Origin of the sequence: uncultured Mobiluncus sp. (assembly GCF_902488535.1) — a bacterium.
Taxonomy (GTDB): domain Bacteria; phylum Actinomycetota; class Actinomycetes; order Actinomycetales; family Actinomycetaceae; genus Mobiluncus.
This window is the reverse complement of the sequence record NZ_CABTWO010000024.1, coordinates 1-22,107: the sequence shown is the minus strand read 5'-3', so window position 1 is coordinate 22,107 and position 22,107 is coordinate 1. Positions and strand designations below refer to the sequence as shown.

Below are 22,107 nucleotides of genomic sequence, written 5' to 3'. Positions count from 1 at the left end.
AATGTGAAATGCAAGTTGGCTGGTGATACCGGGTAAACATTGATAACAACAGGAAAACCCGCGGAACCCCGCACCGTCCCAAACGGGCGAATGTTCCGGACTGCGCAACGAAAAGAGGCAAAAATGGGTGAGACGCTTGCACAAAAAGTATGGCGCGACCACGTGGTGAAAAAAGGGGAAAACGGAGCGCCGGATTTGCTCTATATAGACCTGCAGCTGTGCCACGAAGTGACCAGTCCGCAAGCCTTTGACGGGCTGCGCCAAGCCGGGCGGAAGGTGCGCCGCCCCGAACTGACGCTAGCCACTGAGGACCACAACACCCCGACAACAGACATTGACCGTCCCATCACCGACCCGACCTCGGCACTGCAGATTGATACTCTGCGGAAAAACGCGGCCGACTTCGGGCTCCGCCTCCACTCTCTGGGTGACGCTGACCAGGGCATTGTCCACGTGGTCGGACCGCAGCTGGGGCTGACCCAACCGGGAATGACCGTGGTCTGCGGCGACTCGCACACGTCTACCCACGGGGCTTTTGGGGCGCTGGCTTTTGGAATCGGAACCTCGGAGGTCGAGCACGTACTGGCGACTCAGACCCTGCCGCTGGCTCCTTTCAAAACGATGGCAATCAACGTTTCCGGTCACTTGAAACCGGGTGTGACCTCGAAAGACTTGATTTTGGCAATTATCGCGAAAATCGGCACCAACGGCGGGCAAGGTTACGTCTTGGAGTACCGCGGCTCCGCGATTGAGGAGTTGTCGATGGAAGCGCGGATGACAATTTGCAATATGTCCATCGAGGCCGGGGCGCGTGCCGGCATGATTGCCCCGGACGACACGACTTTTGCGTACTTACAAGGCCGTCCGCACGCCCCCGAGGGAGCGGATTGGGACGCTGCCGTAGCGTACTGGCGAACCCTCCCGACCGACGCGGACGCCCAGTTTGACGCCGAGGTCGATATTGACGCCGATGCCCTCGAACCATTCGTGACCTGGGGCACCAACCCGGGCATGGGGGTGGCGTTGAGCGGGGAAGTGCCTGACCCCGCCGCGCTGAGTGACGAAACCGCACGCCTGACTGCGGAAAAGGCCCTGGCATACATGAATTTGCAGCCCGGCACAAAAATGCGTGACATCAAAGTGGACACGGTGTTTATCGGCTCGTGCACGAACGGGCGCCTGGAGGACTTGCGTGCCGCCGCCGAGGTCGTGAAGGGCCATCACAAGAGCCCGGACGTGCGTGTGCTGGTGGTGCCGGGGTCCGCGCGGGTGCGTCTGCAGGCGGAACGGGAAGGCCTCGATCAGATTTTCCGCGATTTTGGTGCCGAATGGCGCAACGCCGGTTGTTCCATGTGCTTGGCGATGAACCCGGACAAACTCGCGTCCGGCGAGCGTTCAGCCTCGACGTCCAACCGCAACTTTGAGGGCCGCCAAGGCAAAGGCGGGCGCACCCACCTGGTGAGTCCGCTGGTCGCCGCCGCTACCGCGATTCGCGGCACCCTCAGCGGCCCCAACGACCTATAGATTCAGCTTTAAGAAAAAGGAAAAACAAATGGAAAAGTTTACGAAACACACCGGCGTGGGAGTTCCTCTACAGGTCACGAACGTGGATACCGATCAGATTATCCCCGCGGTTTATTTGAAACGCGTAACGAAAACCGGGTTCGATGACGCACTGTTCGCCGCCTGGCGCACGGACCCGAAGTTCGTGCTGAATCAAGAGGCTTACCGGTCGGGCACCGTTTTGGTGGCGGGTAAGGACTTTGGCACCGGTTCCAGCCGTGAGCACGCGGTGTGGGCGTTGCGCGATTATGGTTTCAAAGTCATTCTTTCGCCGAAATTCGCCGATATTTTCCGGGGTAACGCCGGGAAACAAGGTTTGGTGACCGGGGTCATCAGTCAAGCCGACTGCGACCGACTCTGGGAGATTCTGCAAGCCAATCCGGGGGCGGAGGTTTGCGTGGATTTGGAGGCGCGTACCGCCAGCGTAGGGGATTTCACCTGCAGTTTTGCTATAGATGATTACACGCGTTGGCGTTTGATGGAAGGTCTGGACGATATTTCGTTGACCCTGCGTGACGAGGAGGCCATCGCCGCCTACGAAGCGCAGCGCCCGTCCTTTAAACCCAAGACGCTACCGGCCAAACACCTGCCACCAGAGCCGGTTCAATCCGCTCGTCCCGTGAACTAGAGCCAGGCACGGCGACCCTAAGCGGTGTGCGAGCATCGCGGGGTAAAATAGGAGGAACCTATTGAGTTGACGGAAGGAAGCCGATGTCGGTTTTGCAGGTGAATGGCGGGCGACCGCTGCAGGGAGAGATAACCGTGCGGGGAGCCAAGAACCTGGTCCCCAAAGCCATGGTGGCCTCGTTGCTTTCCCCGGAAACATCCCAGCTGGCATCCGTGCCGGACATTCGCGACGTCGAAGTGGTCACGAAACTGTTGAACCTGCACGGGGTCGAGGTCGATTTCGACAAAACCGAGGGTGTGCTGACGATGAATCCCGCCAAGGTCGCCGCGGCTGCGGTGCATGACATCGACCGGCACGCCGGCTCGTCGCGTATCCCCATTCTGTTGTGTGGGCCGCTGCTGCACCGGTTGGGCCAGGCGATTATTCCGAATCTGGGTGGTTGCAATATCGGCGGGCGGCCCATCGATTTTCACCTCAATACTTTGCGGGCTTTCGGCGCGGAAGTCGAGAAACTCCCCAATGGCATCCATCTTTCCGCACCAAACGGGCTGGAGGGTACGAAAGTCGAGCTGCCGTATCCGAGCGTGGGCGCCACCGAACAAACCCTGCTGACTGCGGTGCGGGCGCGGGGCATCACCGAGCTGCGTGGGGCGGCGGTGGAACCCGAAATTATGGATTTGGTTGCAATCCTGCAAAAGATGGGCGCGATTATTTCCGTGGACACCGACCGGGTCATCCGCATCGAAGGTGTCGATGAACTGCGCGGATTTACCCATACCGCCCTGCCGGATCGGATTGAAGCGGCTTCGTGGGCTTCCGCAGCGCTGGTCACCGGCGGGGATATCACGGTCAAGGGCGCTCGTCAGGCCGACATGATGACGTTCCTCAACACGTTCCGCAAGGTCGGCGGGGATTTCGACATCACCGAGGACTCGATTCGGTTCCGGCGCGGCACTCAGGGTGATTTGAAGTCGATTGTTTTGGAAACCAATGTTCACCCCGGTTTCATGACCGATTGGCAGCAGCCTCTGGTGGTGGCGTTGACGCAGGCTCAAGGTTTGTCGATTGTGCACGAGACCGTGTACGAAAATCGTTTCGGTTTCACTGAGGCACTGCGCCGGATGGGCGCGCATATTCAGGTCTACCGCGAATGTTTGGGCGGACTGCGGTGCCGTTTCGGGGCGCGGAACTTTTACCATTCCGCGGTCATTTCCGGGCCGACCCCGCTGCACGGCACGGACATCGAGGTTCCGGATTTGCGCGGCGGTTTTTCGCACCTCATCGCCGCTTTGGCGGCTCAGGGCGTATCGAATGTTTCCGGAGTGGACATCATCAACCGCGGCTACGAAAACTTCATGAACAAGCTAAAAGCTTTGGACGCACAGGTGGAGCTGCACTCATGACGAAATCTTCCAATCCTGACCGCACCAGGCTGGTCGCGCAGTTTTCCCGTCCCTTCCGGTTGAACCGCGCGGGACGTCCTGCGATGGGATGGGTGTATTTTTGGGCTTCACTGCCGGTGCGTGCGGTGCTGATAGCGCTGATGAAGCGGCACTATGCCGGGGTGGACAACTTGCCTCAAAGCGGCGGTTTCATCGCCGTGTCCAATCACGTCACGGAAATCGACTCGGTCACGTTTTCGCACTTCCTGGTGGCTAATCACTATTCCCCGCGAATGCTGATGAAAGAAGAAATGATGCACTGGCCGGTGGTGGGGTTTTGCGCCCGGCACTCGCGGATGATTCCGGTGTTTCGGGAAACCACCCATGCTGCCGATTCCCTGATTGCCGCCAAAGCCGCCCTGAAAGTGGGAGAGTGTGTGGGAATGTTTCCGGAAGGAACCCTCACTCGTGACCCCGAACTGTGGCCGATGAAAGGCCACACCGGCGCGGCACGATTGGCGTTGGAAACCCAGGTTCCGGTGGTGCCCGTCGCCCAGTGGGGGGCGCACAAGACCTTGGCACCCTACGGAAAACTGCACTGGCCGCCCCGCGGTCGGGTGTCGATGGTTGCCGGTTCGCCCGTCGACTTGAGCGACCTCTACGGAAAACATGACGATCACGAGGCCGTGACGGAGGCGACCCGGCGGATTATGGCTGACCTGACGGAACTTTTGCGGGGTTTGCGGCCCGGTGAAGAGCCCCCCGCAAAAGTGTGGGACATGAAAGTCGACGGCGACCGTTACGGGCGTAAGAAGAACCGCCCCAAAGGTGCTAAGAAACCACGCTAGACCTGGTGGAATGCTCGAAACGGAAGGGGGCGAGGGTTGCGAGACTTCGACGATGACGCCGACGAAGCCAAAATCTGGGACAAGAGAATGAAAAAAACCATGATTGGCGCATTCGTTTTCTTTGCCGCCGGATTGTTGCTGGCGTGGGCATTTGGCAATGTCAACGGTAACAACCCAGCCCAGCGCCCCGCCGACGCGGCCGCTCGTGAGGAAACCTATTGGAAACAGATTACTTTCCTGAACCCCGGTTTCCCGGCCGATCTGCGCAAAGAGGTCACCAAAATGGGGTGGCGGGCGTGCGGAAAGCTGGAGTCCGGCTGGAGTCCCACCCAGGTGTTGGCGTTCATCTCCGAAAGCGACAGCGGCTTTGATGCAGACAAATTGCCGATGCCCGCGACCCAGGTGCAGTTCTGGATAGGGGTGGAGCAATCCGCGGCGATGTCCCTGTGTCCCGACCAGGAATCAAAACTGGACGGCTGGCTGGAAAACTTTGCCCCGAAACCGGCTCCTACGGCTACGGTCACTGAGTCAGCCTAAAGGAATTCAAGAAAGACCCCCGAAAGGACTAAAGTTTTACCCATGAGTGAAGGCGAACAAAAGACCCGAGTAGCGGTTATTTTCGGCGGGCGCAGCGGGGAACACGCGATTTCTTGCGCCACGGCAGCGGGAGTGCTCGACCACATCGACCGCACACGTTTTGAACCGATACCGATTGGAATTACCAAGGCCGGAGCGTGGGTGTTGATGCCCGATGAGTCCGATTCGCTGCGTCTGCAGGACGGACAAGGGGCCGAGATTCGGGACAACGGGACGTTCGTGGCATTGGTGCCGCAAAACCAGCATCTATTCTTCTGGGATTCCCGCACCCCCAGCGCTCCCATTAAAGATTTGGGGCGCATCGACGTGGTCATGCCGCTGCTACACGGACCTTACGGAGAGGACGGGACCATCCAGGGTCTGTGTGAGATGGTTGGCGTGCCCTATACCGGTTGCGGGGTGGGCGCCTCCTCTAACGGTATGGACAAGGGATGTGCGAAAGTTCTGTTGGAACACGGGGGAATTCCGGTGGGGCGCTACCACGTCATAACCGACTTCGATTGGCGCCACCGTGCGGACGAAGTCCCGGCCCCGATTTTGGCGTGGGGGTTGCCGGTCTTTGTGAAACCAGCGCGTGCCGGATCTTCCTTAGGGGTCACCAGGGTGGATTCGTGGCAGGACTTTGAGGCTGCGGTCGTCGCCGCTCGCCGCCACGACCCGAAAGTTATCGTGGAAGCCGCGGTGCAGGGCGCTCGTGAAATTGAGTGTGCCGTGTTGGAGGGCCGCGCCGGGGGAGCCCCCCGCACCACCCCGCCGGGAGAAGTCGTGATGGTTTCCACCCCTGGAATGTACGATTTCCAGTCCAAGTATTTTGCCAACGAGGCGGTGCAACTCCAGATTCCCGCCCAGATTCCCGCCGGTGTCGCGACGCAAATCCAGAGCTACGCTCGCCAGGCTTTCCAGCTGTTGGGCGGGGAGGGTCTGAGCCGGGTGGACTTTTTCTATGTGCCCGATACCGGGGAAATCATCCTCAACGAAGTCAACACCATGCCCGGCATGACGCCCTATTCCCTGTATCCGGGAATGTGGGAAAACGTGGGGTTGTCCTACACCGACCTGGTCACCGAACTCATTGAGCTGGCTTTGGCTCACCCGCAAGGGTTACGGTGAGGCGGACGCAGCTATTGTCCCCCGGAGCGAACCCGGCAGCCGAAACTACAGATAGAATGAATGTGAATCGAAAGGACAACGATGTCAGATAATAAAGTCATTTTGGTGATGAGCTCCGAAACTCCGCAAGGATTGGCAGGTGACCAGGACTTATGTGATGCCCTGCGCGACCACGGAATCGAACCCGTGATGCGCAACTGGGACGACCCCAGCGTGGATTGGTCGGAGGGCCGTTTCTCGGTGCTGCGTTCGACCCCGAACTATGCGCATCGCCGCGAGGAGTTTCTCAAGTGGGCGCGTTCCGTACCAAAGTTGCTGAACACCCCCGAAATCCTGGAATGGAACACCGACAAGCACTACCTGCGCGAGCTGCAAAAGCTGGGGATGCCCATCATTCCGACGACTTGGCTGGAACCCGAACAGAACCTTACTAAACACCAGGTTCACTCCCGTTTCCCCGCTTTTGGCGACTTCGTGGTGAAGCCGACGATTTCCAGCGGGGGGCGCGGCGTGGGACGCTACACTTCGACTTCCGCCAATTCGCGGCGCGAAGCTATTGAACACGCTATGGACCTGCTGGCGAGTGGTTCGGGCGTGATGATTCAGCGCTACTTAGAGGAAGTTGAGACTCACGGCGAGGTCTCGATTGTGTACTACAACGGGGTTATCTCCCATACTGTGCAAAAGGGCGCTATGCTGCACGCCGCCTGCGAAGGTCCGGAGCCGGAACAGATTGTCACCGCCCGTTATTCCAGCCAGGAAGAGTGGGGCTGGGGTGAGCAGGTTCGCCGCTACATCCACGACTACATTAAGATGACCTCGGAACACGATACCCAGGTACTTTACGACCGGATTGACTTGGTGGCTGACGGTAAGGGCTCCTACTACGTCATGGAGATCTCGCTGGTAGAGGGCAACTTGTACCTGGATTCTGCTCGTGAGGCGGTGGATCACTTCGCGGACGCCATCATCCAGCGTTACTACTGGTAGGCCGGACCTTCGCCAGCGCTCTAGGTCTACCGGACGTCCTCGTCGACCCAGTCAAAAGTCCGGGTCACGGCTTTCTTCCACAAGCGCAGGGTGCGGTCGCGTTCGCCAGGTTCCATGGCGGGGTTCCACCTTTGGTGTTCCTGCCAGTTGTTGGTGACGTCCGCGGTGCCGCTCCAAAAACCGACAGCGATACCGGCGGCGTAGGCTGCGCCCAAAGCGGTCGTTTCGGCCACCATCGGCAGCACGACAGGCACACCCAAAATATCGGACTGGAACTGCATCAGCAGGTTGTTCGCCGTCATGCCGCCGTCAACGCGCAGCTCACCGAGTTTCACGTGAGAATCGGACTCCATCGCGTCCAAGACTTCCCGGGTCTGGAAGGCGGTAGCTTCCAGGGCGGCGCGCGCTAGGTGTCCTTTCGTGTTGTAGCGGGTCATGCCCACAATGACCCCGCGAGCGTCCCCTTTCCAGTAGGGCGCAAACAGTCCCGAAAACGCCGGTACGAAATAGACCCCGCCGTTGTCTTTCACGGAGGAAGCCAAGCCCTCCACATCCTCGGAAGCCTCGATAATGTTCAGATTGTCTCGCAGCCATTGAATCAGCGAGCCGGTTACCGCGATGGATCCCTCCAAAGCGTAAACGGTCGGTTCGTTGCCAATCTTGTAACAAACCGTGGTAATCATGCCGTTTTCCGAAGGCATCGGGGTGGTGCCGGTATTCATCAGCATGAAACACCCGGTGCCGTAAGTGTTCTTTGCCATCCCCGGCTCAAAACACGCCTGGCCAAAGGTCGCGGCCTGCTGGTCACCCAAATCCCCAGCCACCGGCACTCCTGCCAGCAAACCGTCTTGGCGGCACTGACCGTAAACTTCTGACGAGGAACGAATCTCGGGCAACATACTGAGGGGAATTCCGGCCTCATGACAAATGTCCTCACGCCACTGCAAAGTGTGAAGGTCCATCAGCATGGTGCGCGAAGCGTTCGTCACGTCGGTGACGTGCAGGCCGCCGTTGATGCCCCCGGTCATGTTCCAGATGACCCAGGTGTCCGGGTTGCCGAACAGCAGTTCGCCCCGTTCGGCGCGTTCGCGCGCTCCCGGCACGTTTTCCAAAATCCACATAATCTTGGTGATGGAGGCATAGGTGGACAGGGTTTCGCCCACTAGCGGACGCCACCGGTCCGGACCGCCGTTAGCTGCCAGCCGGTCCACCAGGTCTTGGGAACGAGTATCCTGCCACACAATCGCGTTATAGACGGGCTGACCAGTGTTTTTGTCCCACACAATCGTGGTTTCGCGCTGGTTGGTGATGCCTAGGGCGGCGATGTCGTGGTGGTTGAGCTCCATTCCAGTCTGTTTCGTGGCGTTCCCCAAGGCCCGGCCCACGACTTCCCGCACGTTGAACCAGATTTCGGTCGCGTCGTGCTCGACCCATCCGGGAGAGGGAAAAATCTGTTCATGCTCCATCTGACCGACCGAAACTATGCGCCCGTAGTGGTCAAAAATAATGGCTCGAGACGATGTGGTACCCTGGTCAATCGCCATCACATATTTTTTCTGAGACATCGTCGTCTGTCCTTTCGTATCGGTTTTCCTCAGACGTCACTAGGCCGGTGGGTTGGTTTTCGGGAGCCCGCGCCTTGACCCGGCAGTCCCAGTGCGCGAGCGAGAATCTCGATGGGGTGAACGACTTCGGCGCCGGTTCCTTTCCGAATCTGCCAGCGACACGTCTCGGTGTCGCAGGCCGCGATATGGGGGTTCACGGATTTAATTTTTGCAAACAGCGGTTTGCCGATGGCTTGGGCCACGGCGAATTTTTCTTTCTTCAGTCCATAGGTTCCGGCGATACCGCAGCAGGGCTGGCCCGATTCCACCACGTGCACGCCGGGGATAGTTTCCAGCATCCGAATCGCCGGTTTGCCGATACCCTGGGATTTCACCTGGCAGGGCTGGTGATAGGTCAAGGTCAGATCCAGCGGGCGCAAGTCGCTTTCCGGGAATTCGCCCTCGTCCATCAGATGCGCGATGAACTCGGAAGTCTCGAACAAGCGCGCACCCACGTCTCGCAACACGGTATCGTTCAGCCCCATGATTTCGCGAGCTTCGTGGCGCAGCATTCCCGCGCAAGACCCGGAGGAGGAAACAATCTGCAAGTGCTTACCGGCACGTTGTAGTTGGCGTGCCAGCTGCAAAACATGGCGCGAAGCGTCGTTGAACAGCCCGTTTGATTGTGATGCCAGCCCGCAGCAGCCCTGTTTCGGCACGATGACGCGATACCCCAGATGCTCCAGCACTTCGACCGTCGCGATGGATGTGGATACCTCAAAGTACGCTCCGGCGCAGCCGTGGAAGAACACAATCGGGCCGCGGTGCCACTTCATTTCAGAAGGCAAATACATGGTCGATTGGGGACGGCGGGGGACGTAGGGGCCGCCGTAGACCGCCTTTTCGTGTTTCTTCCACCAGGTCAAGAAGCTGGTGGATTGAGCCACCGGGGTGGGGGCGTCGGCGTGGACTCCGATGACGGCCTGCACAAGTTTGCGAATCGGCCGGTTTTTCAGCGCCGCGTTTGCGATGGGGGCCAGCGGGGTCAGCAGTTTGCCTTCCAGCTCAGTTTGGGTAATCAGGCGGTCGCGTAAGGGCATATTGTCGGCCTTCATGACGGCACGCGCCTGGGCGTTGAGCTCGGCAATCTTCACCCCGTGAGGGCACACGGTAGTACAGATGGAGCAGCCGGAACAATAGTCTAGGGACCTATCCACGGACTGACCCTTGCGGAAACGCTCCGCTTGGGGACCCACGAACTTGGGGCCGGAAAAGTTCGGAGTAACCCGCATGACCGGGCATTGGGTCTCGCAGATGGTGCATTTCAGGCACTGATCCAGGGAGGTGCGCGCCAGGTTCGCTTTGGCATAGTCGAGTGCGGAGATTTCCGTCATGACCGGCTCCTCTCAGGGGACGCCAACGATTGTACGGCCGTCCAGGCACTGCCTAAGGCGAGACCCTCCCCGGAAAGCTCGCGCCACGGCGCACAAGCTCCCAGCATTTCACCCAGGCAATATACATTGTCGTAAAGCCGGCGACCGGACGCATCAACGGGACGCATCGTGGCATCGACCGCCACTCCTGACATCAACACCCGTTCGAGCTCCTGGCGATTTTCTAGGTCAATTTGATGAATGGAATTGAGGTAGCCGGTGGCGTCGGGGGCGGGGGTGAACACGGGAAGATTAAAGACCTTTTCTTGGATATTTAAGTGTGAGTCGCGCTCAAAGTTGCCCGAGGTCATTCCACCCGCCGCGTCTAATACCGCGTCAACTTTCACTTCGTCCACGCCCCCGGCGCGTGCAACCCGCAGCGCGGTCACGGTGCCGTCCAGGCTGGCGGCGGACAAAACCGCGCAGTTGGTGTGGATGTCCACGCGGGCTTCGCGGCAGCTGTTGACCAGGATGTCGTAGGCGCGTCGGCCCAAGATAGAGGGGGGAACAGTGGGAACTTCAGCGACCGGGGCGTGAACCAGGGCTTGAAATTCACTAAAAGTTTGCGGGCTCAATCCCAGCAGCGCTGGAATGAGGATGGTTTCCCCAGTTTGCACGGTGTCGTTCAGCAGAGTGGCGAATTTTTGGCGCAGTTTGGCGGCTCGCTGCGGGTCTAGGTCAGCGACGTCAAAGTTTCTGGCGTAGTCCGTGGCGGTGACGTCGGCTTCGTCTCCGCGTACGCTGAAGTCCAGGGTCACTGCCCGCGCCGAAAGCGAGAACCGCTCAGAACGATTGAGGTTGTCGGCGATGAGGGTCGCGGGAAAGTCTTTGAATTGTTTGAGGCCCACTACCAGCAGTTTCATCTGGTCGCGCAGGGCTCCCGCGGCACAGGTTTGGGGCACCAGGTAGGTGGGGCGAACGGATCCCAGGGCGGAAGCCAGGAATGTGTTTGTGTTCGTGGCGTTGGTTGGTGCCCAAAAATCGGGCAGGGCGCGCCGATACCATTCCATTCCGGCGCGTAAGTGTTCGGTCCCAATCAGGCGATAGGGGTGACCTTCCGGCAAGTCGTCCACGGCCTGGAAAGGATCGCCAGCCACCGGATCGGGACGGTCGGGGAGGTAACCCAACAGGTCGCCGGTACCGGCGGAAAGTGCCAGGCCACCGAGGCCTTTGGTGTATACCGTAACTTGGTATCCTTTTTCGTGGGCCATGAGGGCGGCGCTCAAACCGGCCAATCCGGCACCGATTACGGCGATTTTCACCGGGCACCTCCTGTCGGTTCGCCACGATCCGTGTCGTGATTTAACGCCAGGTCACCGGTAGCGCGGCTAGATTCCGAGCTGGGGCCGGGCAGGTGTTCCAGGTCCAAAGTGCCTAAAATCCATCTCTGCAAAGCCATTTCACGAGCCAGCGCACCGTAGAGAATGGGGGTAATTCCGCCCAAACGGTTGGACAAAAACAGATTCAGCATGGTGGTGCTGACGTCGGCGGGCGTGGCTGCGGGGCAGGGGGCACCAGAAGTGGCACCGGGGTCGGGGGTCGGGGTTTCGTGGGTCGTCGTGGAAACAGGCGACGCCGGGGGATTTACGGAGCGGAAATCGTGGATAATTCCCGTGGTGCGCGCCCCGCAAAAACTGCCTTGACAAGGCCCCATGCCAATGCGTAACTGGCGGCGCAAATCGTCGATGTTGGCACGGGGATTTTCCTGTAGCGCCTCCAGAATCATCCGCTGATTGACCAGTTCACATTCACAGATAATGGGGTCATCGTGGCGGTCTGTCTCGCGGGCCTGCAGCCGGTCGGACAAATGGCTGAAGCGGCGGGCGCGGGCAGAAGGAACGGGCTCTTGCGCAGTGGTACAAACCCGATTATCGCCCAGCTGGTGGCACATGATGTTCACGACCTTTTCTGCCATCAAGCGGTAAGTCGTGAGTTTGCCGCCCACGATGGTCAGGAAACCGTGAATGTTGTCGTGTTCCAGGTGGTCGAGGATGGCCATGCCACGAGTCATGTGTCGGGTGTCTGTGGCGCTGACGCGCGTATCTCGCAGCAGCGGGCGAGCTCCAGCCCAGACGTGCAAGGGGCGGGCTTGGCGCAAACCGGGAACCATTTGCTCGCCCTTGTCGAGCATTTGTTGGACTTCTTCTGGCTTGATGGCCAGGAAATCCGGTTTGTCGGCGGGTTGGTCGGTGGTCCCGATGATACAGATGGGGTGGGCCGGCACCAGGATGTCGCCGTCTCCGGACAGGGCGCAGCGGTTGATGACGTGGTGTACCAGGCGTTGATTAAAACCAATCATGATACCCCGACCGGGTATAATTTGTATATCGCTGGCACCTGCCATTTCGGCAATATGGCCTGCCCACGGGCCGGCCGCATTAATAACAAAGCGACAATCAACGTGAACGTCCGCGCCGGTCTTTTCATCCCGAGCCGACACAGCGCAGACCGCACCGTCCTTGACGGTAATCGATTCAACCCGGTGGTAGGGCAGGATTGTCGCGCCGTATTCCTGAGCGGATTCCAGGGCTCCCCAGATGAGTTTCCACCCGTCCACCGCTCCGTCATTGACTTGGAAAGCGCGTTTGATCTGTGGATTCAGCCGCGGTTCGGCCTGGAAAGCGGTACTGAGAGGGATTTCTTCGCAGGTCACACCGGCTTTGAGGGCGGCTGGGAGGAAACGGTCCGCATATTCCTCGGGGTCGTTGGGGGTCAACACAAACAGACCGCCCACGTCCTCCAACGCATCGGCGTTGATGCGGCGCAAAATAGCGTTTTCATCGGCGCACTGAGTGGCTGATTCAGGGTCAGAGATGACGTAGCGTCCGCCCGAATGCAGCAGTCCGTGGTAGCGAGCGGACGTCCCTTGCCCGATATCGGCGCGTTCCAACAGAATGACATCGTAGCCGCGCATTGCCGCATCGCGAGCCACCCCGGCACCGGTAGCTCCGCCTCCGATAACGACGAGGTCAGCGCGCAGACGGGTGAGAGAACTCATATTAAAAGCCTATCTGATGGCCGGTGAGATGGGGGTATTTCGCGCTGGCGGCGCCGGCTGGGCGGGAGTCGTTCGGACATATACAGAGAATCGTTACGGCGAATATGAGTTGGGTATGCCCGGCTATGGACAGAATTCCGGGCTGGGGTTACAATAGGATACTTGCCACTGGCAGGGATAACTGAATAGCGGGGGTGATCGGTTTCGACGGTCGGTAGTGTCTTGAGAGAAGCGGGTCGAGGAGGTGTCCTCATCTCGTAAACGACGGATACGAAACAATAAGTGCTGAACGTAACAGTACTGAATCCTTCACCTTGGCTGCTTAATCCAAGGGAACTGATTCCGTCAGCCCGCAGTTGCTCTAGCTGCGGATTCTGGCGTCGTTTTTAGAGCCACTGGAATCGCCTGGGTTACTTAGGTTGATTCGAGATTATAGGTAACTTTAGCCCGATGTAGCCCGGTCTGTGGGCGGCATGGGGCCGAGAATCTAATACAGACTGCACCCGGAGAAGAAGCAAGTATTCCCGATCGGACAGGGGTTCAATTCCCCTCACCTCCACGAACGGCTAAACCCGCAGGTCAAAGACCTGTGGGTTTAGCCGTTTAAGGTGAGTGGGGCGGGGAATTGAACCCCTGTAGCGCGATGGCAGCGGCGGTAAGCCGCGTGAGCCATCGCGCAACAGTGCGGAGGCGATTAAGCGAAGGCAACGATTTGCCTTCGCCGCCGGAGCACCTCTTAGCGCGCTTGCGCCCGTTCCTCCCACCTCCACCATTAGGACGCTCATTTTGATACAAAGTGAGCTCCCATCTTTACGCCGTAAAACATGGTGTTTCGCCTTGTCGGGGCAGCTTTATTGGTGTCGGAAGTTTTGCTGGTTAGGTGTTTGAGGTGTCGCTTGCGTGGTGCCGTTCGTCAGTATTCTAGGCTTATGGAGTGCTTCTGATATAGGCGCCAAAAGGTGCGCCTATTCGCTAAAAAGTGTGCGAGTCGCTAAAGGGTTTGCGGTTCTGCAGGCTGGATTGCACAAGCAGCTGTTTTTGGTACAAAAGTCCGTACGCTGACGCCGTCGATCCGGTACTTGTTTCCTCTAGTCAATGCGCGAAATCAGACCTGTTGGACTGGGCATAGTGCGCATCTTTTGCTGCGAGTTTTGAGAGTTCTTACCTAAGACGATACGGCATTTGGGCGCGACTGAACCACTCGCGGGTGCCTCTATGGAGACTCGCGTAAAGATATGAGTGTCGGTAAAAGGTGTGCGTAACGTGAAGGTGTGGCTCGCTATTAGGATTCTCAAGAGCATTTACGCATGACTAGCTCTGTGTTGGCATTCATTCTTTGTAGCAACCATTAATCAGTATGAAGTTGTAACTCTACGGGCATTTCTGCTATTCGTCCTGGCGAGCTGATGCGATTGTATAGTTGTACTTACGCAGTAAGCATTCAAAGACATCAAAAGTTTAATGTGCCAAAGGGCTGCGGTATCTCGCAACTACGAATTCAACAGCCTTGCATCAGAAAGTAGCTCCTTTGTGATCTTGTATGCTGCTGAGATCAGGGTATTGATCTCGTTGTGAAGAAACTGCTTACGGCCTTCAGCTACAGTGCGCCGCTGGGAGTCGGTTTCATCTCGAATTTGCAATGAGAGGTTCCGGCACTCAAAGACCATCTCTTCGATTCTCAGCGCGTCCTGTGTGTTGACATTCGGCAGTGGAACTTTGATTAGGTATGCCTTCCTGTGTACGGCATATTCTCCTCGATATTTCTTTCCGATGGAAGTTACATAATGGTCCACTGCAGGATGGCTGAGAATCGCCTGTAGTAGCTCAATACTGAACTTAGATTTCTCCAATGGCCTAATTAGGTAGTAGGGGCCACCGTCTCCGCCGCCGGGTGTGACTAATCCTTTTGAGTCATACGCGTAGGAAGGTCTGATTGATAGTACTCTCACCACAAGTTTTGGCTCGTCTAATTTCTTGAGGCTTTGGCTACGGCCGTAGGACCAATACTTGCCTTTCGGATCTGGTGTGATGCTGCGTTTTGTCAACTCTTCCCTGTGTTGAGTGAAGTAATTCAGGGCATAAGGATAATTGCGTTGGAGTTCGTCCAGAGAGTAAACGTGGCTAACTAGACGACCTGCTTCTGTTTCTTCAATCGCGTATGGGAAAATCGCCCACCGATCGGGTGTCGGTTCGCTGTCTAAAACCGCAATCCTAACATCTTTGATTGCTGGCCGCAGGATAGAACATTCGATCATCTGAGTGACGCCATTGAGATCCTGAAATGAAACAAGCCCAGGTGCGCTGCCGACGGGCTTGGGATCTTTGATCATGAAGATCTCATCCGCCGAAGTCTGGACTCCGACAAAAACTTCGGCCTCGTCTCCCAAGGAAGTGTCTGATTCCTTGAACATCTGCGAAAACAACGCAGACTGAGCCGGAGTGAGGATATTCCAGGCCTCGGATTCTAATGATTTCCGATCTATTCTGGCGCTAGTTACCGCTTTCTCATCTAGAATCCACTCGCCTAAATTGGAAACCAAGTCCACTTCTACGGGGGTGCTTGTTTTTTCACCGACATAAATCAGAGCGGTATAGGTGGTTTTGCCGTCGAAGACTTGTTCAACCCCAAAGTCGACGAGCCGGTGGATTCGCTGAGAGAGTTTTTTACGTAAGCCAGTTGCGGGATTAGTACTGAAAAACCGGTTGGGAAGGATTAGGGCCAGCGACCCTGAATCATTCAACAGCGTTAGAGCCCTCTCGATAAATATCATGTATAGATCGAAATTGCCTGAGGATGCAGAAACGTAACCAGATTTTGGTGATTGAAAATAGTCCAGTTGTGCAGGGAAGAATTCAGATAGAACTTGAATTCGAACATACGGTGGGTTGCCAATTATAATGTTGAAGCCCTGTGTTGGGAAAAGGGTGCCTAGGGCTTTCTCAAGATTGAGAGGGAGTGCGGAGAGTCTGGCGTCTATGTTTGCGGCCCACTTGGGCGCGATTCGATCGAAATCCTGGCGTACAACAGCGTTCCCTATAATTATGTTTTGCCCAAGATCAGGTAGTACTGCGGTGTCAGTTGTAGTATCCACGTCTGAGTTCCCTAAGATCGCCAAGAGTAGGCTGAGCCGAGTTACCTCCACTGCCGCACCGTCGATATCTATTCCAAAAAGTTGGGTTTGAGCAATATGTGCACGCTCCGCAATTTCGAGCGGACGCCCGATCTCGCGCTCCTTCAATTCAATTAGATGCTCAAACGCAGTCAGTAAGAAACCGCCGGAACCTACCGACATATCTAGAATCGTTGGGGTTGAGACCCCTGCAGCTAGTTGCTTATCAATAGAGGGGATTGTCAGCCTTTGCATGATGTAGTCGGGCGTTCGAGCGATTCCTCCGGCATGGAGAACTTCAGGCTTCTCTTCTAGCCGCACTAGTCCAGAAGAATCAATAACGACATGTTCACTGAGGTACTGCTCGTAAATGTACGCAAGAGTGTCTGGGCGAAGTAGCCCGTAGGCGAATTTCGAGTTGGGCCAGTACATTTGTTTGATGACAGGAAGCAGTGCACTATCAGGCAAGTTGATGTCATCAAGAGCTTTGAAGATACCAGCATTAAATACCTTGTCGCGGTCACGGAACGTCGCGAGGATGCTGCTGGAAGTCGCAGAGGTAAGGAGATCTTTGTACGACAGGATGTCCTTATCTTCACAAACACGCATAAAGAGAAGCGCGTTCAGGACCTTTTGTGTACGTCTCCCAATTTCCTTCTCAGGTAGCATCGAATTGGCGTTATAAATCTCCTGGGCAAGCTCCTTACGCCACTTCCGAAAAGCATTCAGGAAGGATTCGTCAAATTCGGATTCCCCTTTTAACTGGCGTGTGTCTCCGTAGAGAAGCTCAAATTGTTTTGAAGAAACTGACTCATACGAAAGGCGCTCCCAAAGATCATCAAAGCGAGCATTGTATTCATCAAAACGCCAGACACCGCCAGGTATAAGACCAAATTCTGACGGCTGATCATCAGTTGGTTCAGAAAGAGTGGAATAGATTCGGGTTTCGGTGAAATTTGTTAACACCCCTATGGGAGTATTAAGCGTCCAGCCATAGGCTCGAACCTGGCTAGGCGCAGCTTTATCGCCTGCAAACGAATAAGATGTTTTCTTGGCTTCAACGGGAAGCTTATCTTTTCCGGAAACTCTAAGAATATAGTCCGGGCGACCACGACCAGAGTCTTCGGTAGTGTGAGAGTGTTCTTGAACCACATCTGCCTTTCGGTTCGTTGCACCTGCCTCATTTGACACATCCCAACCAAGAATCTTCAGGAACTCATCGATGTATTGAGTTCTGGTTTCTGTTTCGGTAAAACCCGACTTCGACGAAGTTAGATTATCGTGGAGCGGGCTGTACCTTGCGACTAGCTGAGCCATCCGCTTTCGAGCGCTCTCCTTATTGAGTCTTAAGAAACCAGTCACGAATACTCCTCAGTTAGGTCAAGTGTCTTGCAGTCGGTGCAGTACATTTGAAATTCTAGAGCAGTATCACGTTGGTGTACGGCTACACGCCAGCCAGGCTTACATCGTTTTCCCCTTGCCGGGCGACTACGACCTAGGCGTTCGCTATGGGACAATGGAGATGATGAGTAAGTACAGTTCAAAAGCGCGACCCGACGTGGACAAGCTGCGCGGTGGCTACTACACACCAAAGAAGATTGCATCAGCCCTCGTCGAATGGGCTCTTGCCCCAACAGCGGGCGTAAAATACAAGGCGAGTGTGCTGGAGCCCTCGTGCGGAGATGGCGCCATTCTTAGAGAGCTCAAGAATCCAAACCTAGATGTGGTTGGAGTTGAGCTGGTCGAAGAAGAGGCTCAGAAGGCCGAGAATCTTGGGATCGGACGGATCGTTCACGAGGACTTCTTCGTTTGGGAAGCGCAGCAAGAGCGAGGTCTGAAGTTTGACGCCGTTGTAGGCAACCCCCCGTATATCCGTTTCGGAAACTGGGATATTGAGTCGCGCGAGAGAGCTCTACAAATCATGGTGCGAAATGGGCTGGCTCCCAGCAAGCTAACTAACGCATGGGTTCCTTTCGTTGTGGCTGCCGTTAATCTGACGAGGCCAGGAGGTCGGATCGCATTGGTGCTTCCAGCCGAGCTCTTGCAAGTAGGTTACGCCAGTCAGCTGCGTGATTACCTCATTCAGAACTGTTCAGAAATCTCGATCGTTTCTTTCAAAAAACTGGTGTTCCCAGAGGTATTACAGGAAGTCATTCTCCTCCTTTTAGAAGTTGGACAGGGCCCAGCCCAGTTCAGGACAGCTGAAATTGATGACGCAGCTCAACTTGAGCACCTTTATATCGATGGCGAGGCGGTGCGAGCCTCGTTAGACCAAAATGAGAAGTGGACATTTTACTACTTGCAAGCCCACTATATTAAGACCCTTCGAGATTTTCTCGATTCCAAAAGGTTTAAAAAGGTGGGCGAATACGCAAAAGTTAACGTCGGGGTTGTAACCGGGCGCAATGCCTTCTTCTGCATGACGAAGGAGCAGTCGGTTGAACTCGAGATTGAAAAATGGACTATGCCTCTCGTTGCTCGATCCGCTCACCTAGACGGTGTTTCATTTACCGACGAGGATTTAGCCGCAAACGAGTTAGAGAATATAAACACTCGCCTCTTGGCCATACCCCCCGAAACAGATATTTATTCGAACAAAGCCCTTGCTGCATACATCAGCGATGGAGAACGGTCGGGAGCTCACACTGGTTACAAAACACGGATCCGAAAGCAGTGGTGGTCGGTTCCCTCAATATCAGTACCTGACGGATTCATGCTACGGCAGATTTCTACGCTTCCTAGGATCTTTGCGAACAAGACTCTTGCAACCTCAACCGATACTGTTCATCGTGTGTTTTTAACGCAAACCCGAGTATCGGCGTCTCAACTTGCGACCGCTGCGTTAAATACCATTACCTGCGCCTTGGCAGAAGTGTACGGGCGATCTTATGGTGGGGGAATTCTCGAGCTTGAGCCGTCTGAGTGCGTTGACCTACTCATTCCAAATCCAGAAAGCGTTAAAGGAAACTTGATTGACGAAGTAGACGATTTGTTGAGACAAGGCAGTGTCAGTGAAGCTCGGCATCTGGTTGATGAGCACCTCCTCATCTCGCAACTCGGAATCTCCCAGAACGTCTTAGCTGATTTTGAAGAGATTCTGAGAACGATGCAGGGGCGACGTTTGAACCGTAACCGTAGCTCACGATTGAATAAGTAGCTACAGCACGCAGCGCTGTTGCGCTCAGCAAGTTTTTAGTCAAATAGGGGAAGGTGTTCCTGCATTTCTAGTACCGGGTTGAACCGGAAACAACGATTGAAATGCAAAACAATGGAAACGAAACCCCTCATGAGGGGCTGCTGTAGGTTAGGTGCACAGCTTTCCCTTCAATAGCCTTTCTTGGACACTTGTGACATACTCGGTGCCGCAACCCAGGGAACCTATTGAATGAAAGAAAATAACGTATTACAATAATATTATGGAAGAAACGATCAAGGGTGTACCGGTTACGGAAGCGCAAATCGAGCAATGGGCCGCAGAAGCCGAGGCTGGTTACGATGTCGCGGCCATGAAAAAACGCGGACGGGGACGTCCCGGGCGCGGCGAAGCCCCGAGTCAGGTGGTTGCGGTTCGATTCACACCCGAAGAACTGGCGAAGCTTGATGCCCGCGCTAAAGCCAGGCATGTGACCCGTTCTGCCTTGATTCGCGAGGCAGTCTTGGCATGAGCCTCAATATTTGGAAAAACCGCTCGCAAACACGCCTAAAAGCACCGCATCAGCGACAATTACATCCTGCAAGTTGCCACGTTTCTGCGCTGGATTTAGCCCCTTGATGAGGAAAACCCGCAGCGGGAACTGCGCCTCGGTTTCGACACCAAAGGGTGCGTCTTGGAAGTCGTTGTTTTGACTTTCGACAGCGGCAACGAACTGATTATTCACGCCATGAAAGCCCGTGAGCAATACCTCACGCTCCTAAAGTGACACCGCAGCACTCCATGCTCACACGCGCCGCATCGAACGGCACTGGTGTGCCGTTCTAGCCCTAACCCCGTTTACGGTTAATATCCGTAAACGCGCACATGAACTCCCGCACGCCATCCAGACCAATCTTCAAACCAAAACCCTCAGCCATGGTTTTTGCCCTACTTTACCTGCGTGATTATGAGAAAATGAGGTTGATAAATAGCACTTTTTACACTAAGGAGATGTCCGATGGAGACTGCTGCGATTACTGAGTGGATGTTCATTGAAGAGGTGCCGATTCCCGCCGATGTAAGCGAACTGCTTATTCAAGGAGAACAGCCTTATGCGGCTTTTAAGACCTTTAGAGATTCGGCAATCTTTACTTCAAAGCGGTTAATCGTTCGAGATGCTCAGGGGATGACAGGCAAGAAAGTAGAGATTTACTCCTTGCCTTATAGCGTAATCAATATGTGGTCAACCGAGAACGCTGGAAAACTTCTCGATTTAACTTCTGAAGTTGAACTATGGACACGTGCAGGACACATCAAAATCAAACTCGGCAAGAAAATTGATGTCCGCCGTATTGACTCCCTGATCGCCAACTTCGTCCTCAACCACTAAATTCCGAGCGGAATCACGTCATCAATCATCAAATGTTGTGCTGGTTTGGCGAGACCATTTTTGTCGCCAACACACGATTAAAGGTACGCGACGGTTTTCTCGGTGTTCTGTTTGGTTCCCCGCTTCAGCGGGTGAAGAGTGTGGCGATACCGGCCAGGACGGCCGCCATGAACGCTACCCCTACCGTGCTGAGTAGCCACTTCTTGCACTTGTCTCGGGCGCTAATGTAGGGCTTCAAGTCCTCCGTACCGGGGATGACCCACGCATCGGTGCGCCCCACCCAGTATTCATCGATAAAGAAACGGTCGATGAGGCTCATGATGAACAGGATTGCCGCTATCTGCCAGAATCCCCCCAGGAACCCTCTGGCGCCGTTGATTGCATAAACGCAGACCAGCAGGTAAATGATGTAGCCGGGAACACAGATTGCTTTGAAAATCGCGCGGCCTCGCTTGATTCTCTCGGGCGTGGTCAGCCCCAACTTCACGCACCGTTCCTGCACTTCGGAAGGGTAAAGATACACCATATCCACCGGGCTTTTGCGGATGCCGACGACGCAGACCAGAACCAGCAGCGCGCCCAACACGAGCCCTTCCAAGACGATTCGTAAGATCATCGTTGCACCTCCGATGCGCTAGCCAATGCAGGTTTTAATTCTAATCATGCGCAAACCCGCTGGGGCGCACTTCTTTTTCCGCCGCAAAGTCCCTTTCAGTCCGACTTCGGCAAGTTCGTTGCCAAAGCCCTGGAGGCCAGCAACCACAGCGAAAAGGCAAAATCAGCCACGCGGGCAACGCCAGGACTGTATATTTGAAAGAGTCCTGCTTGAGACCGTGGCGATGTGGTCGCGCCTGGCGGGTGAAGAACTGAGGAGTTTGACCGATGGCAGACATAAAGTTGTTCGACATTCATGCTGGGGTACGAGAAATACCTAGCGGTACGGTTACCTTGGAGAGGGAAATCCAGACCGTGATAGAGAACAATATGCCCACGTTCTTCGGGGTGACCTTCCTCCAATCCGAATACCGCGTCGATGGTGGACGGATGGATTCCATCGGTATCGACGAAAACTATTGCCCGGTTATTTTTGAATACAAGCGCTCCCTAAACGAAAACGTCATCAACCAAGGGTTGTTTTACCTTGACTGGTTGCTGAATCATAAGGACAGCTTCAAAGTCCTGGTTATCGAAAAGTTGGGTATGGGTATCGCCAAGAAAATCGACTGGAGCAAACCCCGCGTCCTTTGCATTGCAGGGGATTTCACTAAGTATGATGTCTCTGCGATCAACCAGATGAGTCGTAATATTACCCTGGTGCGTTACCGAAAATTCGGGGATAAACTCGTCATGTTTGAGCATGTAAATGAAAACGTTGCCGACC

Annotated in this window: 18 protein-coding genes and 1 other RNA gene; 12 read left to right on the top strand and 7 right to left on the bottom strand. The window is 55.7% G+C overall.

Features of this window, described 5'->3' with window-relative positions; all coding sequences use genetic code 11:
* Positions 1-123: 123 nt before the first annotated feature.
* The 7 genes from leuC to RDL66_RS08000 all read left to right on the top strand — a co-directional run bounded on the left by leuC (position 124) and on the right by RDL66_RS08000 (position 7,118).
* A complete protein-coding gene (gene leuC, locus RDL66_RS08030; RefSeq protein ID WP_308536402.1) occupies positions 124-1,524 on the top strand; it encodes a 3-isopropylmalate dehydratase large subunit in 1,401 nt (466 codons plus the stop codon).
* Positions 1,525-1,552: 28 nt separating this feature from the next.
* A complete protein-coding gene (gene leuD, locus RDL66_RS08025) occupies positions 1,553-2,191 on the top strand; it encodes a 3-isopropylmalate dehydratase small subunit (RefSeq protein ID WP_308536401.1) in 639 nt (212 codons plus the stop codon).
* An 83-nt stretch (positions 2,192-2,274) separates the two neighbouring features.
* Positions 2,275-3,594 (top strand): UDP-N-acetylglucosamine 1-carboxyvinyltransferase, encoded by a 1,320-nt coding sequence (gene murA / locus RDL66_RS08020; RefSeq protein WP_299294544.1) that lies wholly within the window; start codon positions 2,275-2,277, stop codon positions 3,592-3,594.
* On the top strand, positions 3,591-4,421 hold the full coding sequence (locus RDL66_RS08015; RefSeq protein ID WP_308536400.1) for a lysophospholipid acyltransferase family protein: 831 nt from the start codon (positions 3,591-3,593) through the stop codon (positions 4,419-4,421). The genes murA and RDL66_RS08015 overlap by 4 nt, the downstream gene beginning before the upstream one ends.
* A 36-nt stretch (positions 4,422-4,457) precedes the next feature.
* Positions 4,458-4,958 carry a DUF732 domain-containing protein gene (locus RDL66_RS08010; protein ID WP_308536398.1) on the top strand — a complete coding sequence of 167 codons (501 nt, stop codon included), beginning with the start codon at positions 4,458-4,460 and terminating at the stop codon, positions 4,956-4,958.
* 42 nt (positions 4,959-5,000) lie between these two features.
* Positions 5,001-6,128 carry a D-alanine--D-alanine ligase family protein gene (locus RDL66_RS08005; RefSeq protein WP_308536396.1) on the top strand — a complete coding sequence of 376 codons (1,128 nt, stop codon included), beginning with the start codon at positions 5,001-5,003 and terminating at the stop codon, positions 6,126-6,128.
* A gap of 81 nt (positions 6,129-6,209) precedes the next feature.
* Positions 6,210-7,118 carry a glutathione synthetase gene (locus RDL66_RS08000; protein WP_308536395.1) on the top strand — a complete coding sequence of 303 codons (909 nt, stop codon included), beginning with the start codon at positions 6,210-6,212 and terminating at the stop codon, positions 7,116-7,118.
* 26 nt (positions 7,119-7,144) lie between these two features.
* On the opposite strand, the gene glpK is transcribed toward RDL66_RS08000, so the two are convergent.
* From glpK to glpA, 4 genes are read right to left on the bottom strand one after another with little or no spacing between them, the layout of a single operon-like run.
* Positions 7,145-8,683, bottom strand: coding sequence for a glycerol kinase GlpK (glpK, locus tag RDL66_RS07995; RefSeq protein ID WP_308536394.1), 1,539 nt, complete (start codon positions 8,681-8,683; stop codon positions 7,145-7,147).
* Positions 8,684-8,712: 29 nt separating this feature from the next.
* The gene (locus RDL66_RS07990) at positions 8,713-10,056 is read right to left on the bottom strand and encodes an anaerobic glycerol-3-phosphate dehydrogenase subunit C (RefSeq protein ID WP_308536393.1); all 1,344 of its coding nucleotides are present in this window, start codon (positions 10,054-10,056) and stop codon (positions 8,713-8,715) included.
* Positions 10,053-11,357, bottom strand: a complete 1,305-nt coding sequence (gene glpB, locus RDL66_RS07985; protein ID WP_308536391.1) for a glycerol-3-phosphate dehydrogenase subunit GlpB — start codon at positions 11,355-11,357, stop codon at positions 10,053-10,055. Before glpB ends, RDL66_RS07990 begins: the two co-directional genes overlap by 4 nt.
* Positions 11,354-13,093 carry an anaerobic glycerol-3-phosphate dehydrogenase subunit GlpA gene (glpA, locus tag RDL66_RS07980; protein ID WP_308536390.1) on the bottom strand — a complete coding sequence of 580 codons (1,740 nt, stop codon included), beginning with the start codon at positions 13,091-13,093 and terminating at the stop codon, positions 11,354-11,356. Before glpA ends, glpB begins: the two co-directional genes overlap by 4 nt.
* A gap of 190 nt (positions 13,094-13,283) precedes the next feature.
* Here glpA and ssrA point away from each other — a divergent pair.
* Positions 13,284-13,655, top strand: a transfer-messenger RNA (tmRNA) gene (gene ssrA, locus RDL66_RS07975).
* Between the two features lie 928 nt (positions 13,656-14,583).
* On the opposite strand, the gene RDL66_RS07970 is transcribed toward ssrA, so the two are convergent.
* Positions 14,584-17,565 carry an Eco57I restriction-modification methylase domain-containing protein gene (locus tag RDL66_RS07970; RefSeq protein ID WP_308536388.1) on the bottom strand — a complete coding sequence of 994 codons (2,982 nt, stop codon included), beginning with the start codon at positions 17,563-17,565 and terminating at the stop codon, positions 14,584-14,586.
* Positions 17,566-17,719: 154 nt separating this feature from the next.
* Between RDL66_RS07970 and RDL66_RS07965 the strand changes: the two genes are divergently transcribed.
* Together RDL66_RS07965 and RDL66_RS07960 are read left to right on the top strand one after the other, a co-directional pair.
* On the top strand, positions 17,720-19,360 hold the full coding sequence (locus RDL66_RS07965; protein WP_308536387.1) for a class I SAM-dependent methyltransferase: 1,641 nt from the start codon (positions 17,720-17,722) through the stop codon (positions 19,358-19,360).
* 259 nt (positions 19,361-19,619) lie between these two features.
* The gene (locus RDL66_RS07960) at positions 19,620-19,868 is read left to right on the top strand and encodes a CopG family transcriptional regulator (RefSeq protein ID WP_308536385.1); all 249 of its coding nucleotides are present in this window, start codon (positions 19,620-19,622) and stop codon (positions 19,866-19,868) included.
* 3 nt (positions 19,869-19,871) lie between these two features.
* On the opposite strand, the gene RDL66_RS07955 is transcribed toward RDL66_RS07960, so the two are convergent.
* Entirely contained in the window at positions 19,872-20,102 is a 231-nt protein-coding gene (locus RDL66_RS07955; protein ID WP_308536383.1) for a hypothetical protein, read from the bottom strand.
* Positions 20,103-20,354: 252 nt separating this feature from the next.
* Between RDL66_RS07955 and RDL66_RS07950 the strand changes: the two genes are divergently transcribed.
* Positions 20,355-20,726 carry a PH domain-containing protein gene (locus RDL66_RS07950; RefSeq protein WP_299295236.1) on the top strand — a complete coding sequence of 124 codons (372 nt, stop codon included), beginning with the start codon at positions 20,355-20,357 and terminating at the stop codon, positions 20,724-20,726.
* A 124-nt stretch (positions 20,727-20,850) separates the two neighbouring features.
* Here RDL66_RS07950 and RDL66_RS07945 read toward each other — a convergent pair whose 3' ends face one another.
* Positions 20,851-21,342: a hypothetical protein gene (locus tag RDL66_RS07945; RefSeq protein ID WP_308536381.1), complete on the bottom strand. Its 492-nt coding sequence runs from the start codon at positions 21,340-21,342 to the stop codon at positions 20,851-20,853.
* Positions 21,343-21,608: 266 nt separating this feature from the next.
* On the opposite strand from RDL66_RS07945, the gene RDL66_RS07940 reads away from it, so the two are divergent.
* Positions 21,609-22,107 (top strand): hypothetical protein (locus RDL66_RS07940; RefSeq protein ID WP_308536379.1); only part of this gene is annotated, 499 nt, incomplete at its 3' end.